The organism is Streptomyces roseoverticillatus (genome assembly GCF_000719265.1).
GTDB lineage: Bacteria > Actinomycetota > Actinomycetes > Streptomycetales > Streptomycetaceae > Streptomyces > Streptomyces roseoverticillatus.
The window spans coordinates 305,520-320,647 of sequence record NZ_JOFL01000016.1; the positions used below are offsets into that span (position 1 = coordinate 305,520).

Consider the following 15,128-nt stretch of genomic DNA (forward strand, 5'->3'; position numbering starts at 1 on the left):
CGTGCACCGGTTCCGACCGGACGGCGGTACGGCACCGCACCCCTCCTCCGCCACCGCGGCGCGCCACCACCGCGGCATAGCCCGGCGGTGCCGAACCCACCGCAGTACGGCACCGCCGAAACGGCCGCGGCGGAGGGAACGGGCCGGCCCGGCGCCGTACCTCTACTCGCCCTCCCGCGGGGGCGGGACACCGTCGTCCGCCGGGGGCGCGAAGTTGTCGACCGCCTGGTGGACGGCTGCCAGGGACGGGGACAGGGCGCTCACCGATCCCACCGCCCCGGCCACCAGCAGCAAGGACCGCCGCAGGCGCGAGAGCTCGGGGCCGCCCGCGCGGGCCATCGCGTCGAGCGCCGCGAGCTCCTCCTCGGCCGCATCGCGGTCGGGTAACGGCGCGGGGTGGGCCGCGAGCGCCCGGCGGAGGCGGGAGACCGCTTCCCGCAGCTCGCTCACCCTCGGATCCTCGGCCACGCGGCCCGCCCGCTGCTCGTCCACCACTACGGCGCCTTCCGCCACGGCACTCCCCCTCCCACGCGCTCGCGCGGATCAGTTAACGCCACTTTCCGTACAGAGCGCCATACGCTCAGCGAAATCAGGTCCGGGCGTCGCACGCACGGGTGATGGGCCGCCGTCCGCCCCACCGCCGTCAACGATGCGATATGCAGGGGCCATGACACCTACCACGAACAGCGCGCCCGGCACGCCGGTTCCGCACAGGCCCGTCGCGGGCCTGCTGCTCGCCGCGGGCGGCGGAAGGCGCCTGGGCGGGCGCCCCAAGGCCCTGCTCGGCTTCCGCGGCCGCCCGCTCGTGGAGCACGCGGCGCGGGCCCTGTCCGACGGCGGCTGCGCGCCGGTGTACGTGGTGCTGGGCGCGGCCGCCGCGGAGGTGCGCGTACACGCCGATCTCGCCCACTGCACCTTGGTGGACAACCCCCGCTGGCCGGACGGCATGGGTTCGTCCCTGCGCGCGGGCCTCGCGGCGCTCGCCGCGACGGACGCCGGGGCGGTCCTCGTCTCGCTCGTCGACCAGCCGGGCGTGGGCGCCGCCGCGGCGTCCCGCCTGCTGGCCGCCCACCGCGCGGGCGCCGGACTGGCCGCGGCCTCGTACGGGGGCGAGCGCGGCCATCCGGTGCTGTTCGCGCGCGAGCACTGGGAGGGCGTGGCCCGCGCGGCCGGCGGTGACCGCGGCGCCCGCGCGTACCTCCGGGCGCACGCCTCCGCCGTCACGCTCGTGGAGTGTGCGGACGTCGCCGATCCGCAGGACGTCGACGTGCCGGAGGATCTCGGCCTGCTGAGCCGGCCGCGCTGACACTGCGGGCCCACCCGCCCCATTGAACTTCCGCGATAAGGAAACTACTCTCCGAAAAAGACCATCGTCACGGCACCCCGTGCCGTCGTACCGAGGGAGTGACCGCCCATGTCCGCACCCGCTCCGTCCTCGCCGGCCACCGTCGCCGCCCGGCCGCTGGAGCGGCAGGAGGAGGTCCTCACGCGGCCCGCGCTCGCGTTCGTCGCCGAGCTGCACCGCCGGTTCACCCCCCGCCGCGACGAGCTCCTCGCCCGCCGGGCCGACCGCAGGGCCGGGATCGCCCGTACGGGCCGGCTGGACTTCCTGCCCGGGACGGCCGCCGTCCGCGAGGACCCGTCCTGGCGCGTCGCGCCCGCCCCGCCCGCCCTGGAGGACCGCCGGGTGGAGATCACCGGGCCGACGGACCGCAAGATGACCGTCAACGCCCTCAACTCCGGTGCCCGCGTCTGGCTCGCGGACTTCGAGGACGCCTCGGCGCCCACCTGGGAGAACGTCGTCCTGGGCCAGCTGAACCTGATCGACGCGTTCGAGCGGCGCATCGACTTCACCGACGCCCGGGGCAAGCACTACGCCCTGCGGCCCGCCGAGGAGCTCGCGACCGTCGTCGTGCGCCCCCGCGGCTGGCACCTGGACGAGCGCCACGTGACCGTCGACGGCCGTGCCGTGCCCGGCGCGCTGGTCGACTTCGGCCTGTACTTCTTCCACAACGCCCACCGGCTGCTCGCCCTCGGCAAGGGCCCGTACTTCTACCTCCCCAAGACCGAGTCGCACCTGGAGGCCCGCCTCTGGAACGACGTCTTCGTCTTCGCGCAGGAGTACGCGGGCCTGCCCCGGGGCACCGTCCGCGCCACCGTGCTGATCGAGACGATCACCGCCGCGTACGAGATGGAGGAGATCCTCTACGAGCTCCGCGAGCACGCCTCGGGCCTCAACGCCGGCCGCTGGGACTACCTCTTCTCGATCATCAAGAACTTCCGCGACGGCGGCCCCCGCTTCGTCCTGCCCGACCGCAACGCCGTGACGATGACGGCACCGTTCATGCGCGCCTACACCGAGCTGCTGGTGCGCACGTGCCACAAGCGCGGTGCGCACGCGATCGGCGGGATGGCCGCGTTCATCCCCTCCCGCAAGGACCCCGCGGTCAACGAGGCGGCCTTCGAGAAGGTCAAGGCGGACAAGGACCGCGAGGCGCGCGACGGCTTCGACGGCTCCTGGGTCGCCCACCCCGACCTCGTGCCCGTCGCCCGCGCCTCCTTCGACGCGGTCCTCGGCGACCGCCCGCACCAGAAGGACCGGCTGCGCGAGGACGTCGACGTGACGGCCGATCAGCTCATCGCCGTGGACTCGCTGGAGGCCCGCCCGACCTTCGCGGGCCTGCGCAACGCCGTGGCCGTCGGCACCCGTTACATCGAGGCGTGGCTGCGCGGCCTCGGCGCGGTCGCCATCTTCAACCTGATGGAGGACGCGGCGACCGCCGAGATCTCCCGCTCGCAGATCTGGCAGTGGACCGCCGCCGGCGTCGTCCTCGACAACGGCGAGAAGGTCACGGCCGGGCTCGTGCGCGCGGTCGCCGCCGAGGAACTCGCCGCGATCCGCTCCGAGCTGGGCGAGGAGGCCTACGCGGCGGGCCGCTGGCAGCAGGCCCACGACCTGCTGCTGAAGGTGGCCCTGGACGAGGACTACGCGGAGTTCCTCACCCTGCCCGCCTACGAGCTGCTGACCGGCTGACTGCCGCCTCTCACATCAGGGCGCCCAGCGCCACGAAACCGCAGATCAGCACCGACAGGAGCACCAGCAGCGGCCAGACGAAGCGCAAGTACTTGTCGTAGCCGACCTTCGCCAGCGCCACGCCGCCCATGACGACGGCGGTCGTCGGCACCCACAGGTTCATCACCCCGCTCGCGGACTGCCAGGCCGTGACCACCACGGCGCGCGAGACACCGGCGAAGTCCGCGAGCGGGGCCAGGACGGGCATGGCGAGCGTGGCGTGACCCGAGGTCGAGGGGATCAGGAAGGCCAGCGGCAGGTTGACGACGTAGACGAGGATCGCGAAGACCGCGGCCGGTGTGCCCGACACCGTGCTCTCCACGGCGTGCAGCACCGTGTCGATGATCTTCGCGTTGGTCATGATGACGGTGACGCCACGGGCGAGGACGATCACCAGTGCGGGGGCGATGAAGTCCGCCGCGCCCTGCACGAGAGTGGCGCTCAGCCGCTGCTCCCCCAGCCGGGCCAGCAGCCCGATCAGCACGGCGGCGACGATGAACAGCGCCGCGAGCTGGGCGAAGGACCAGCCCAGCTCCCAGCCGTACGGCGTGGCGTCGGCCTTGCCGGTGAGCGCGCTCGCCCACGGGATGACCGAGAAGATCATGAAGGCGAAGACCAGGATCACCGCCACGAGCACGAGCTTCTGCAGCCGCGTCAGCTCCGGGGGCTCCGCGGCGGCCTCCGCCGCCAGCTCCCGGTCCCCCGGCAGGAATCCGGTCAGGGAGCGGTCCGGGGCGGTGCGCACCCGGCGCGCGTACCGCAGGACGTAGCCGATGGTGACGGCCGTGAGGACGATCCACATCGCGAAGCGCAGCGCGATGCCGTCCCCCAGTGAGATGCCGGCGGCCGCGGAGGCCACGCCCGTGGCGAACGGGTTCACGGTCGAGGCGAGCACGCCGACGCCCGCGCCGAGGATGATCGCGCCGGTGGCGACCATGCGGTCGTAGCCGAGGGCGAGCATCAGGGGCACGATCAGCCCGTAGAAGCCCAGGGTCTCCTCGGCGAAGCCCTCGACGGTGCCGAGCAGCGAGAAGACAGCCATGACGCCCGCGATCAGCAGGGCGCCGCGGGTGCGCAGCCGGTGGGCGAGGCGCTCGATGCCGCGGTCCAGGGCGCCGGTGGCGAAGACGACCGTGATGAACGCGCCGATCGCGAGGACGAAGAGGAAGACGGCGGCAGCGCCGTAGAGCGCGCCGGTCGCGTCGGGCGCCACCTCGCCGGTGGCCGTGTCGCGCACTCCGTAGAGGCCGTTGACGGGGGCGAGGAACAGGTCGCCGAGCCGGTGCACGAAGCCGCCGGGCGCCGGCTCCTGGTGATAGGTGCCCTGCAGGGGGCGGCCGTCGGCGCTGCGCTCGTACGCGCCGGAGGGGATGACGAAGGTGAGGATCCAGACGGCGACGGTGACGGCCGCGAGGACGGTCAGCGCGCTGGGGAAGACGAAGCGGCGGCGCCCGTCCGGCGCTCCGGGGCCGCCGGCTGCTGCGTTCTCGGCTTCGGCGTCCACGACGGGGCCCCTCTCCGCACTGAGGGTGAGTCACTTTGCCCCTATTGTTGCGAAATGCGGGGACACTCCCTAGCCGCCACGCCTCTGACCACCGTGCCGCTGTCCGCCACGTCTCCGGTGGTGCGGGCCTCTAGCTGCCGCGCCGCCGGCCGCCGCGCCTGCCCACGTGGTTGAACGCGAGGTTCAGCAGCACCGCCGTCAGGCACCCCGCGCTCACCCCCGAGTCCAGGAGCGTCCGCAGCGTCTCGGGAACGCCCGCGCCGTCGTAGAACGTCCGCGAGACCACCGGGATCATGCCGACGCCCAGCGAGGCCGCCGCCACCAGCAGGTTGTCGCCCCGGTCCAGGCCCGCCCCCAGCAGCACCTGGATGCCGCTGGCCGCCACCGTCCCGAACAGCACGATGCCCGCCCCGCCGAGCACCGGCCGCGGCACGACCGCGATGAGGGACGCGAACGCGGGGCTCAGACCGAGCACGACGAACATCGCCCCGCACGCGGCCACCACGTAGCGGCTGCGCACCCGGGTGATCGCCACCAGGCCGATGTTCTGCGCGAAGGCGCTGTTGGCGAAGCCGTTGAAGAACGGGCTGACGGCCGTGCCGAGCGTGTCGGCGCGCAGGCCCGCCGCGATGGTCCGCTCGTCCGCCGGGCGACCGACGACCTGCCCGAGCGCGAGCATGTCGGCGGTGCTCTCCGTCATGCAGACCAGCATCAGCACGCACATCGACACGATCGCGGACAGCGTGAAGTGCGGGGCGCCGAAATGGAACGGGGTCGGGAAGCCGACGGGGCCGGCGTGCTCGACCGGGCCGAAGTCGACCGCCCCGGCCGGTATCGCGATCAGGGTGCCGGCGACCAGGCCCAGCAGGATCGCGATCTGCCGCAGGAAGCCGCGCAGGACGCGGCGCAGGACGAGCACGATCGCGAGCGTGGCCGCGGCCAGGCCCAGGCCCGTCGGCGAGGCCGGGCGGTCCGGGGTGCCGCCCTGTATCCAGCCGAACGCCACCGGCAGCAGGGTGAGGCCTATCAAGGTGATGACGGTGCCGCTCACCAGCGGCGGGAAGAAACGGACGAGCCTGCAGAACCAGGGCGCGAGGAGGAAGCCCAGTGCCCCGGCCACCATCACGGCGCCGAAGATGACGGGGAGCGCGTCCCTCTTGTCGGCCTGCGTGCCGACGATCGCGGTCATCGGCGCGACCCCCGCGAAGGACACACCGTTGACGAACGGCATCCTCGCCCCCACCTTCCAGAACCCGATCGTCTGGAGCAGGGTCGCGATGCCCGCCGTGAAGAGGGCCGCTCCGACGAGGAAGGCCGTCTCCGCCGGCGGCAGACCGACGGCCGCGGCGAGGACCAGCGGCGGGGCGACGACGCCGGCGTAGCTCGCGGCGACGTGCTGCAGCCCACCGGCCAGCAGCCGGCCCGGCCGGAGCACCTCGTCGACGGGGTGCGGGGCGCCTGCGGCGGTGCGTGCGGTACGGGCGGTGCGGGTGGCTTGGACGTCGTCTGCGGCCACGGCGTGCCTCCTTCGCTTTGAAACCGCCGCGACGGCGACCAACCCCCGCGGCGGAGCCCAGCGGTACCCGAACCACCTGGGGCGGGCTCGGCACCGCCGGACAAGTCGCCGGTGGGCGGACCAGGCCCGGCCGAGGGCCGTCCCCCTCGGCCGGGGGCGTGGACCGGGGGACGTCAGTCCTCCCCGGCGATCCGGGCGAGGCGCCGCGCCTCCGCGCGGGCGCCACGGGCGATGTCGTCCTCGTCGGCGGTGAGGAGCCGGCCGTGTTCGACGACCGGGCGGCCGTTCACCAGGGAGAGGGTGACGGGCGCGGGCGCGCCCAGGACGAGCGCGGCGACCGGGTCGGCGATGGTCGAGTGGCCGAGGCCGTCGAGCTTCCACAGCACCAGGTCGGCGAGTTTGCCGGGCTCCAGCGAGCCGATGCCGTCCGTCCGCCCGAGCACCTGCGCGCCGCCGTACGTGCCGAGCCGCAGTGCCTGACGTACGTTCAGCGCCTTTTCGCCGCCGGCCAGCCGGTGGACGAGGAGCGCGTTGCGCAGCTCAGTGTGGAGTTCGCCGGACTCGTTGGACGCGGTGCCGTCGACGCCGAGGCCGACGGGGACGCCGGCCCGGAGCAGGTCGGGCACGCGGGCGGTGCCGGCGGCGATCCGGGCGTTGGAGGAGGGGCAGTGGGCGACGCCCGTGCCCGTACGGGCGAAGGCGGCGATGTCGGCGTCGGCCATGTGGATGCAGTGGGCCATCCACACGTCGTCGCCGAGCCAGCCCGTGGACTCGAAGTAGTCCGTGGGGCCCATGCCGAACTTCTCCTTGCAGTACTGCTCCTCCTCGACGGTCTCGGCGCCGTGCGTGTGCAGGCGCACGCCCTTGCGGCGGGCCAGCCCGGCGGCCTCGCGCAGCAGCTCGGTGCTGACGGAGAAGGGGGAGCAGGGCGCGACGCCGATCCGCAGCATGGAGTCGAACGCGGCGTCGTGGTGGGTGCCGACGGCCTCCTCGGTGGCGGCGAGCGCGGCCTCGGTGCTCTCGACCGCGAAGTCCGGCGGCAGGCCGCCGTCGGACTCCCCGAGGTCCATCGAGCCGCGCGTGGGGTGGAAGCGGACGCCCAGCTCGCCGGCGGCGCGGATCTCGGCGCCGAGGAGGTCGCCCGCGCCCTCGGGGAAGACGTAGTGGTGGTCCATGGCGGTGGTGACGCCGCCGCGGGCCATCATCGCGAGGGAGCCGCGCGCGGCCTCGTACACCATGGGTTCGTCGATGCGGGCCCAGACGGGGTAGAGGGCGACGAGCCAGTCGAAGAGGTTGCAGTCCTGGGCGAGGCCGCGGGTGATCCACTGGTAGAAGTGGTGGTGGGTGTTGACCAGGCCGGGCGTGGCCAGGTGGCCGGTGCCGTCGACGCGCCGGACGACGCCGGCGAGCCCGGCGGGCGCGGGCCCGGGGCCGACGGATTCGATGCGGTTGCCGGCGACGACGACGTGGCCCGAGGCGTACTCGGTGTCGTCGGCGTCGACGGTGGCGATCGCGCAGTTCTCGATGACGAGGCGTTCGGTGCCGGCGTCGTTCCGGGACGCCGTTGCGGGGGGTGCGGCCACGGTGATTCCTCGCTGTCGGTTCAGGGAAGGTTCGTCAGATCCACCGGGACGGCCGCCGTGGCGCCGTCGCGCAGGACGGTGGCCTCGATGAGGCCGTACGGGCGGTCGGCCGCGAAGTACACCTCGTTGTCGTTGTCGAGCCCGAACGGGCGGAGATCGGCCAGGAAGTGGTGCTTGTTGGGCAGCGAGAGGCGGATCTCGTCGATGCCGGGCTCCTGGTCGACGACGCGGGAGCCCATGGCGTAGAGGGTCTGCTGGAGGGAGAGGGAGTAGGTGCCTGCGAAGGCGGCCAGCAGGTGGCCGCGCGTCCGCTCGTAGGACGCGTCCCAGCCCGGCTTCTCCCCCTCGGGCCGGGCGGCGTGCCGCCAGCAGGCGTTGACCTCGGTGGCGAGGATCCGGTCGCGGGTCTCGGGGAGGGTGGTGTAGCGGTCCTTGACGTAGCCGTGGAACTCGGAGTCGGTGGTGTTCATGACGACGAGGCCCTTGAGGCCGGAGAGGACCTGCCACCGTTCGCCGTCCCCGTGGTAGGTGACCTGCGCGGTGCGGGTCTCCTGACCGCGGCGGACGAAGGAGTGCGCGGCGCCGCCGGCGGCCGGGATCCGGTCCCAGCCGTACTCCTCGACGCGGATCCGGGCGGTGTGGATCGTCTCCTGCCGGGAGACGAAGTGGCGCGCCAGCCGCTCGGCGAACTCCTCGGCGGACGCTATGCCGTGCTCCTTGGCGAAGGCGAACACGGTGTTCTTGGTGGTGTCCGTCGGCAGGACGCCGGCGTTGGAGCCCCGGGTGTGGACGTCGTCCATGGCACCGGAGAGGGCGATGGAGACGTTGAGGTCCCTGATGTGGTGGACGGGGCCTTCGCGGGTGACCCGGACGACGCGGGTTTCGGCTTTGCCGTACTGGTTCTGGCCGAGAACGGTGGGCATGGTGAGTGCTAGCTCCCTCGGTACACGGAATAGCCGAACGGACTGAGCAGCAGCGGTACGTGGTGGTGCTCGCCGGGGGCGACCGCGAAGGCCACGGCCACCTCCGGGAAGAACGCGGTGTGCTTCGCGACGCCGAACCGGAGCCGGACGTGCGCCGCCCCCTCCGGCGGCTCCGGGAGCCCGGTGCACCGCCCGTCCGCGTCCGTCACGGCGGTGCCGCACACCGACCAGGGCGCGTCGTCGCCGCTGCGCGCCGCGAGTTCGACGGCGACGCCCTCGGCGGGGCGGCCGGCGGCGGTGTCCAGGACGTGCGTGGACACGGTGGCGTTGGGGTTCACGGGCGGGGGCCTCCCTGTCCGGGGCGGGGCGGGTGGGACGGGCTGTTCGTGACGGCCCCGTCGTACGGGCCGCCCCCGTCGTATGAGGCGACCCCGTCGTACGGATCAGCCGGCTCGTACGAGTCCGCCGGATCCTCCATCAGCCGGGCCAGTCTGATGCGGTTGATCCTGCCGAGTTCCGTGCGCACGATCTCTCGTTCGCGTTCCGGCGTGTTGCCGATCCGTCCGCGGACGGCGTCGAGCAGCTGTGCCGCGTCGAGCCCGGTGGCGCAGATCAGGAAGACGTGCCCGAACTTCTGCTGGTAGGCCAGGTTGAGGCCGAGCATCTCGGTCCGGAGCCCGGGCGGAGCCTGCGCCATGCCGCGCTGCTCGCGCGCGGAGGCCGGATCGCCGGGTTCCGGGCGCCCGATGGGCGGGTGCGCCGCCATGGCCTCGGCCAGGCCGGCCGCGGAGAGGGCGGCCGTGGCGGCGTCGCTCGCGGTGAGGAGGGCTTCGGCGCCGAGGTAGGGGCGCCGGGCGAGGAGCGCGTCCGCCCACGCACGACTGGCACAGATCGCGTGCAGGGCGGCGCGGGCCGTGCCCTCCTCGGCGGTGTTGAACCGGGTGAGTCCCGGCGGCGAGCTCGGAGTCACGGGCGCCTCCGTGGCGGTGACGGGCTGCATGACGGGCTGCGGTGACGGGCCGCGCAAGCTGACGACTGCGCATAGCTAACGCCCCGGCGAACGCCGCGTCAACAGTTTGTTGAAGAAGTCGCCGAAGTCGCTCAGGAGCTGCCGGAACCGCCGTCCCGGTTCAGGTAGTTGTAAATGGTGAAGCGGCTGACGCCGAGCGCCGCGGCCACGGTCTCCACGCCGTGCCGCAGGGAGAAGGCTCCGCGCTCCTCCAGCGCGCGCACGACCGACTGCTTGGTCCTGCGGTCGAGTTCGGCCAGGGGCCTGCCGTGGCGGCGTTCCAGATCGGCCAGCATGTGGCCGAGCGAGGCCGACAAGCGCGGCAGCCGGACGGCGACGACCTCGCGGCCCTCCCAGGACAGCACCACGTCGCCGTCCTCGGCGCGCTCCGGGTCGATCAGCTCCCCGCCCATGGCGTCGACCAGGGGCGCCACCGCCGCCCGGAAGGGGTGGGCGGCCGCCTCCCCGGTCACGGCGCCCCCTCCGCCGGCCCGTCCTCGCCGACCACGCTGACCTGCAGCGACACCCGGGTGGCACCGGCCTCCAGCGAAGCGCTCAGCACCTGCTGCACGACGTCGAGCACGGCGGCGCCGGCACCCTCCGCGGTATTCCCGAAGGGGCCGACGTCCACGGCGTCGAGGGCGGCGCCCTGCAGGGCGTCCCGGGCGGCCTCGGCGTGGGGCGGCACCCGTTCGAGGTCGAACGGTTCGGTCGTGAACTCCACTCGCAATCGCACGACGGTCAACCTACCCGCCTTGACAGGCGGCGGGAACGGCAGCACGCTTCCGTACAGCAGAATACATTTTCCGTTATACGGAAGGATGGTATGCGGGATGCCTCACAGGACGCCCTTCCCCCGGCACCGCTTCGCCGTCAACCTGTCCATGCTCTTCACCGGACTGCCACTCCTGGAACGGCCCGCCGCCGCGGCCGCAGCGGGCTTCGAGGCCGTCGAGATGTGGTGGCCCTGGCCCGCGACGCCGACCCCGTCCGAACGTGAACTCGACGCCCTGCGCCGGGCGTTGGAGGACGCCGGTACGCGGCTGGTGGGCCTGAACTTCTACGCCGGGCAGCTGCCCGGTCCCGACCGGGGCGCCCTCTCCGTGCCCGGCGCGGAGTCCGCCCGCTTCCGCGCCAACCTCGGCGTGGCGGCCGGCTTCGCGGCCTCGCTGGGGTGCACGGCGCTCAACGCCCTGTACGGCAACCGCGTTGCGGGCGCGGATCCGCGGGCCCAGGACGCGCTCGCGATGGAGAACCTCGTACGGGCCGCGGAGGCGGCGGACCGGGTGGGCGCGCAGGTGCTGATCGAGGCGCTCAACCCCGTCGAGTCCCCCGCGTACCCGGTGACCGGGTCGGCGGCGGCCGTCGCGCTGGCGGAGCGGGTCAACGAGGCCACCGGGCTCGGCAACGCCCGCTTCCTGATGGACCTTTACCACCTGGCGACGGCGGGCGAGGACGTGGCCGCGGCGATCACCGCGTACGGGAAGACGTGCGGCCACGTCCAGCTCGCGGACGCGCCGGGGCGCGGCGCGCCGGGCTCCGGCGCCCTGGACGTCCCGGGCCTGCTGTCGCGGCTCGACGAGACGGGCTATGCGGGGTGGGTGGGGCTGGAGTATCGCGCGACCCCCGGCGCGGATGCCTTCGGCTGGTTGGACGAGTTGCGATGACGGCCGGTCCGGCACCGCCGGAATCCGCCGTCCGAGTTGCTCGCCGTCGCGGCGGGAGGAAGGTGCCCGGCACCGGCGCGGCCGAGGCGAGCACCGCCCCAGTACCGCTCCACGCCGTCCGGCACCGCCGTAAGCCGCCGCGTTGGCTTCCCGCCGCCGCGGCGGAAGAGGAGTGCCCGGCGCCTGCACCTTCCTTCGGCTCGGCCGCTTCGCGGGCCGCACGACCCCCTCTCCGAAAGGACTCCCCCATGTCCTCCGTCCCTCCACCTCCCCTCCCCCGCGTCGCCTGGATCGGGCTCGGGATCATGGGGCTGCCCATGGCCTCGAACCTGCTCAAGGCCGGGTACGACGTCACCGGTCACACCCTCGAACAGGCCGGCCTCGACCGGCTGGCCGCCGCGGGCGGCACGCCCGCCGCCTCCGTCGCCGACGCCGTCCGGGGGGCGGACGTCGTCGTCACCATGGTTCCCGCGTCGCCCGACGTGGAGGCCGTCGCGTACGGCGAGCACGGCGTCCTCGCGCACGCCGCACCCGGCACGCTGTTCGCCGACATGTCGTCCATCACCCCCCGTACGTCCGTCGATCTCGCCGGGGCCGCCGCACGCAAGGGCATCCGCGTCCTGGACGCGCCCGTCTCCGGCGGCGAGGCCGGCGCCGTCGAAGGCGTCCTGTCGATCATGGTGGGCGGGGAGCGGGCCGACTTCGAGCGGGCCCGGCCGCTCCTCGGGGCGCTCGGCACGACGGTCGTGCACTGCGGCCCGCACGGGGCGGGCCAGACCGTGAAGGCCGCCAATCAGCTGATCGTTGCCGCGAACATCCAGGCGTGCGCCGAGGCCGTGGTCTTCCTGGACAAGTCCGGTGTGGACCTGGAGGCCGCCCTGGACGTGCTGGGCGGCGGGCTCGCGGGCTCCGCCGTGCTCAGCCGCAAGCGGCACAACTTCCTCTCCCGGCACTACCCCCCGGGTTTCCGCATCGACCTGCACCACAAGGACATGGGCATCGTCACGGAGGCCGCCCGCGAGGTCGGCGCCGCCGTCCCGCTCGGTGCCCTCGTCGCGACCCTGGTCGCCGCGGCCCGCGCCCAGGGCGACGGCGGGCTCGACCACTCGGCCCTCCTGCGCGGCGTGGAGCGGCTGTCGGGCATCGGGGCCGGGAGGGCGCGGCGATGACGACGATGCCCGCCATGCACGCCGCCGTCCACATCCTCAAGGACGAGGGCGTCGACATCGCCTTCGGCTGCCCCGGCGCCGCCGTCCTCCCGCTCTACGAGGCGCTGCGAGCGGTCGGCGGCATCGAGCACCTGATCGTCCGTCACGAGGCGGGGGCCGCGCACATGGCCGACGGCTGGGCCCGGACGAACGGCAGGACCGGCGTCGCCATCGCCACCTCGGGCCCGGGCGGCACCAACTTCGTCACCGGCCTCTACACCGCGTACGCCGACTCCGTGCCGATGCTGTGCGTCACCGGGCAGGCGGTCTCCACCAAGCTCCACCAGGAGGCGTTCCAGGCCGTCGGCATCGTGGAGATCGTCCGGCCGGTGACCAAGTGGGCGGTGCAGATCAAGGAAGCGGCGCAGATACCGTGGGCGTTCCGGGAGGCGTTCCGGATCGCGCGGTCGGGGCGCCCGGGGCCGGTGCTGATCGACATCCCCGTCGACATCGCGCGCCGCGAGATCCGCTACGACCCGGCCCTGGACGCGCCCCTGCCGGTGCCCGTCGCCGCCCCGCACCCGCCGCGCGTGGAGGCCGCGCTGGATCTCCTCCTGGCTGCCGAGCGGCCGCTCGTGCTGGCCGGCGGCGGGGTGATCCTCTCCGGGGCGGAGGCCGAACTGCGGGAGCTGGTGGAGCTGCTGGAGGTGCCGTTCCAGGTGACGCTCATGGGCAAGGGGGCCGTCGAGGACGACCACGAGCTCCACATGGGCACCACCGGAATCCAGACGTCGCAGCGCTACGCCAACGCCTCGTTCCTGGAGTCGGACTTCGTCCTCGCCGTCGGCGCCCGCTTCGGCGACCGGCACACGGGGGCGGACCTCTCGGTCTACCGGGGGCGGCGGGCCTTCGTGCACGTCGACGTCGAACCGTCGCAGCTGGGCCGGGTCTTCGAGCCGGACCTGGGCGTCGTCTCCGACGCGAAGCTGTTCCTGGCCGCGCTGCTGGCGGCGGCGAAGGCGCGGGCCGCCGGCCCCCGGCACCGCGCGTGGGCCGCCCGCTGCCGCGGCCTCAAGAGGTCCCTCACCCGCCGCGACGACTTCGACGACGTCCCCGTCAAGGCGCCCCGCGTCTACCGGGAGATCAACGAGGTCTTCGGGGCGGACACGTGGTTCGTCACGGCCATCGGCCTCTACCAGATCTGGGGCGGCCAGCACCAGAAGGCCCACAAGCCGCGTCACTACCAGGTCTGCGGGCAGGCCGGGCCGCTCGGCTGGGAGGTGCCGGCCGCGATCGGCGTCAAGAAGGCGCTGCAGGGCATGGGGCGCGGCGCGGAGGAAGTGGTCGGTGTGGTCGGCGACTACGGCTTCCAGTTCACGGCCGAGGAGCTCGCGGTCGCCGCGCAGTACGACGTCCCCTTCGTACTGATCATGCTGAACAACGAATACCTGGGGCTGATCCGGCAGGCCTCGGCCGGCTACGGCATGAACTATCAGGTGGACATCCACTACGACGAGACGGGAACCGACAACGTCAAGCTCATGGAGGCGTACGGCTGTTCGGGGCGGCGGGTGACGGAGCCCTCGGACATCCGTACCGCGATCGAGTGGGCGCGCAAGGAGGCCGTGGCGACCTCGCGTCCGGTGCTGGTGGAGGTGCTGATCGAGCGCGAGGCGGACACCCCGCACGGCCCGGACATCGACGCCGTCCGCGAGACCGAGCCCGTGCCGGAGCGCTAGCGCGCGACGGGCGCGTGCGCCCTCGCGCTCGGCGGCGACACGGGAGGCGCGGGGGGCGCGCCCGCCCTCTTCGGCATTCGCTCCCCCGGCGCGCCCGCATCGTGGACGATGGGCCCGTACTCATACCTCACGGACCCGTTGCTGGAGCCGAATATGGCCAAGAGCGTGCCGGTTCACTGCCCGACGTGCCGTCGCGAGCACTCCTTCACCCCGCCCACCTTCCCCTGCGCGTGCGGCAGGCCGCTCACGCTGCCGGTCCAGGCGGACGCCTCCCCCGAGCCCGTGGGGCACCGCACCTGGCGCGACGCGTGGGTGGCCGTGCGCTGCCCCTCCTGCGACCGGCAGGACCAGTGGCCGCGGCCGGAGTTCGGCTGCTCGTGCGGCACGGTGATGCGGCTGCCCGTCCGGCCTCCCGAGTCCGGGTCCGGGTCCGGGGACGGCGGGACCGGCGCCGGGGACCAGCCCGCCCGGGCACTGCGCCCCGCCTTCCGGCCGGCCGCCATCCGCACCGCGGGCGACGCGGTGGCGGCCGCCGAGCGCTATCTGACGTGGCTGGGGTACGCGGGCGTGACCCGGCCCGGCGATCCGCAGGAGGAGGGCGTCGACCTGCGTGCGGCCGGGCTCGTCGCCCGGGTGGACCCGTCCACCGTGCCGACGTCGCTGCGGGACGTGGAGTGCCTGTGGCTGCACGGGCTGGCGGACGGGGCGCGCGGGGCGTTCTTCTCCCTCGCCGGGTACGCGCGCGAGGCCCGCTCCCGCGCGGACGACCTGCGGGTTCCGCTGTTCGTGATGGACCTCACCGGCACTCCGCAGCCGCTGAACGCCCCGGCGGACGAGCTCGTCGAGCGGGGGCCCGTGTGAGCCGCCCGCACCGCCAAGCTCAATTCTTCCTCTGAACACCGCCCGGACGCTGGCGAGTTGGGTGCGGACGGGCGGAGACTTCGTACCGGGCCCGCGAAGCACATA

General features: G+C 73.8%; 14 protein-coding genes and 1 pseudogene. 6 read left to right on the forward strand and 9 right to left on the reverse strand.

Features of this window, described 5'->3' with window-relative positions; all coding sequences use genetic code 11:
- Positions 1-162: 162 nt before the first annotated feature.
- Positions 163-513, reverse strand: coding sequence for a DUF5955 family protein (locus IF61_RS0120475; RefSeq protein WP_052392867.1), 351 nt, complete (start codon positions 511-513; stop codon positions 163-165).
- Positions 514-667: 154 nt separating this feature from the next.
- Here IF61_RS0120475 and IF61_RS0120480 point away from each other — a divergent pair, with 154 nt between their 5' ends.
- On the forward strand, positions 668-1,306 hold the full coding sequence (locus IF61_RS0120480) for a nucleotidyltransferase family protein (protein WP_030367914.1): 639 nt from the start codon (positions 668-670) through the stop codon (positions 1,304-1,306).
- Positions 1,307-1,414: 108 nt separating this feature from the next.
- Complete coding sequence (gene aceB / locus IF61_RS0120485) at positions 1,415-3,034, forward strand: malate synthase A (RefSeq protein WP_030367915.1); 1,620 nt, start codon at positions 1,415-1,417, stop codon at positions 3,032-3,034.
- 10 nt (positions 3,035-3,044) lie between these two features.
- Here the strand turns inward: aceB and IF61_RS0120490 are convergent, their stop codons facing one another.
- The 8 genes and pseudogenes from IF61_RS0120490 to IF61_RS0120525 all read right to left on the reverse strand — a co-directional run bounded on the left by IF61_RS0120490 (position 3,045) and on the right by IF61_RS0120525 (position 10,344).
- Positions 3,045-4,577 carry a YfcC family protein gene (locus IF61_RS0120490; protein ID WP_043189866.1) on the reverse strand — a complete coding sequence of 511 codons (1,533 nt, stop codon included), beginning with the start codon at positions 4,575-4,577 and terminating at the stop codon, positions 3,045-3,047.
- A gap of 130 nt (positions 4,578-4,707) precedes the next feature.
- Positions 4,708-6,093 (reverse strand): nucleobase:cation symporter-2 family protein, encoded by a 1,386-nt coding sequence (locus IF61_RS0120495; RefSeq protein WP_157848640.1) that lies wholly within the window; start codon positions 6,091-6,093, stop codon positions 4,708-4,710.
- Between the two features lie 173 nt (positions 6,094-6,266).
- Positions 6,267-7,676, reverse strand: coding sequence for an 8-oxoguanine deaminase (locus IF61_RS0120500; RefSeq protein ID WP_052392868.1), 1,410 nt, complete (start codon positions 7,674-7,676; stop codon positions 6,267-6,269).
- 20 nt (positions 7,677-7,696) lie between these two features.
- Positions 7,697-8,599 (reverse strand): factor-independent urate hydroxylase, encoded by a 903-nt coding sequence (gene pucL / locus IF61_RS0120505; RefSeq protein WP_030367919.1) that lies wholly within the window; start codon positions 8,597-8,599, stop codon positions 7,697-7,699.
- Positions 8,600-8,607: 8 nt separating this feature from the next.
- Complete coding sequence (gene uraH / locus IF61_RS0120510; RefSeq protein WP_030367920.1) at positions 8,608-8,937, reverse strand: hydroxyisourate hydrolase; 330 nt, start codon at positions 8,935-8,937, stop codon at positions 8,608-8,610.
- Positions 8,938-9,068: 131 nt separating this feature from the next.
- Positions 9,069-9,599, reverse strand: a pseudogene (uraD, locus tag IF61_RS0120515) (2-oxo-4-hydroxy-4-carboxy-5-ureidoimidazoline decarboxylase); the annotation flags it as partial.
- A gap of 101 nt (positions 9,600-9,700) precedes the next feature.
- Positions 9,701-10,081: a helix-turn-helix domain-containing protein gene (locus IF61_RS0120520; RefSeq protein WP_030367922.1), complete on the reverse strand. Its 381-nt coding sequence runs from the start codon at positions 10,079-10,081 to the stop codon at positions 9,701-9,703.
- On the reverse strand, positions 10,078-10,344 hold the full coding sequence (locus IF61_RS0120525) for a hypothetical protein (protein ID WP_078660375.1): 267 nt from the start codon (positions 10,342-10,344) through the stop codon (positions 10,078-10,080). Before IF61_RS0120525 ends, IF61_RS0120520 begins: the two co-directional genes overlap by 4 nt.
- 97 nt (positions 10,345-10,441) lie before the next feature.
- Between IF61_RS0120525 and IF61_RS0120530 the strand changes: the two genes are divergently transcribed.
- The 4 genes from IF61_RS0120530 (at position 10,442) to IF61_RS0120545 (ending at position 15,023) form a co-directional block, all read left to right on the forward strand.
- On the forward strand, positions 10,442-11,275 hold the full coding sequence (locus IF61_RS0120530) for a TIM barrel protein (RefSeq protein WP_030367924.1): 834 nt from the start codon (positions 10,442-10,444) through the stop codon (positions 11,273-11,275).
- Between the two features lie 248 nt (positions 11,276-11,523).
- The gene (locus tag IF61_RS0120535) at positions 11,524-12,444 is read left to right on the forward strand and encodes a 2-hydroxy-3-oxopropionate reductase (protein ID WP_030367925.1); all 921 of its coding nucleotides are present in this window, start codon (positions 11,524-11,526) and stop codon (positions 12,442-12,444) included.
- Complete coding sequence (gene gcl, locus IF61_RS0120540) at positions 12,441-14,162, forward strand: glyoxylate carboligase (protein ID WP_030367926.1); 1,722 nt, start codon at positions 12,441-12,443, stop codon at positions 14,160-14,162. Before IF61_RS0120535 ends, gcl begins: the two co-directional genes overlap by 4 nt.
- A 153-nt stretch (positions 14,163-14,315) precedes the next feature.
- Positions 14,316-15,023: a hypothetical protein gene (locus IF61_RS0120545; RefSeq protein WP_030367927.1), complete on the forward strand. Its 708-nt coding sequence runs from the start codon at positions 14,316-14,318 to the stop codon at positions 15,021-15,023.
- The last annotated feature ends 105 nt before the right edge of the window (positions 15,024-15,128 follow it).

Excerpts from the sequence above, each read along its gene's own strand:
- IF61_RS0120480 (WP_030367914.1), top strand. The coding sequence starts at position 668 with ATGACACCTACCACGAACAGCGCGCCCGGCACGCCGGTTCCGCACAGG.
- aceB (WP_030367915.1), top strand. The coding sequence starts at position 1,415 with ATGTCCGCACCCGCTCCGTCCTCGCCGGCCACCGTCGCCGCCCGGCCG.
- pucL (WP_030367919.1), bottom strand. The coding sequence starts at position 8,599 with ATGCCCACCGTTCTCGGCCAGAACCAGTACGGCAAAGCCGAAACCCGC.
- IF61_RS0120530 (WP_030367924.1), top strand. The coding sequence starts at position 10,442 with ATGCCTCACAGGACGCCCTTCCCCCGGCACCGCTTCGCCGTCAACCTG.
- IF61_RS0120535 (WP_030367925.1), top strand. The coding sequence starts at position 11,524 with ATGTCCTCCGTCCCTCCACCTCCCCTCCCCCGCGTCGCCTGGATCGGG.
- gcl (WP_030367926.1), top strand. The coding sequence starts at position 12,441 with ATGACGACGATGCCCGCCATGCACGCCGCCGTCCACATCCTCAAGGAC.
- IF61_RS0120545 (WP_030367927.1), top strand. The coding sequence starts at position 14,316 with ATGGCCAAGAGCGTGCCGGTTCACTGCCCGACGTGCCGTCGCGAGCAC.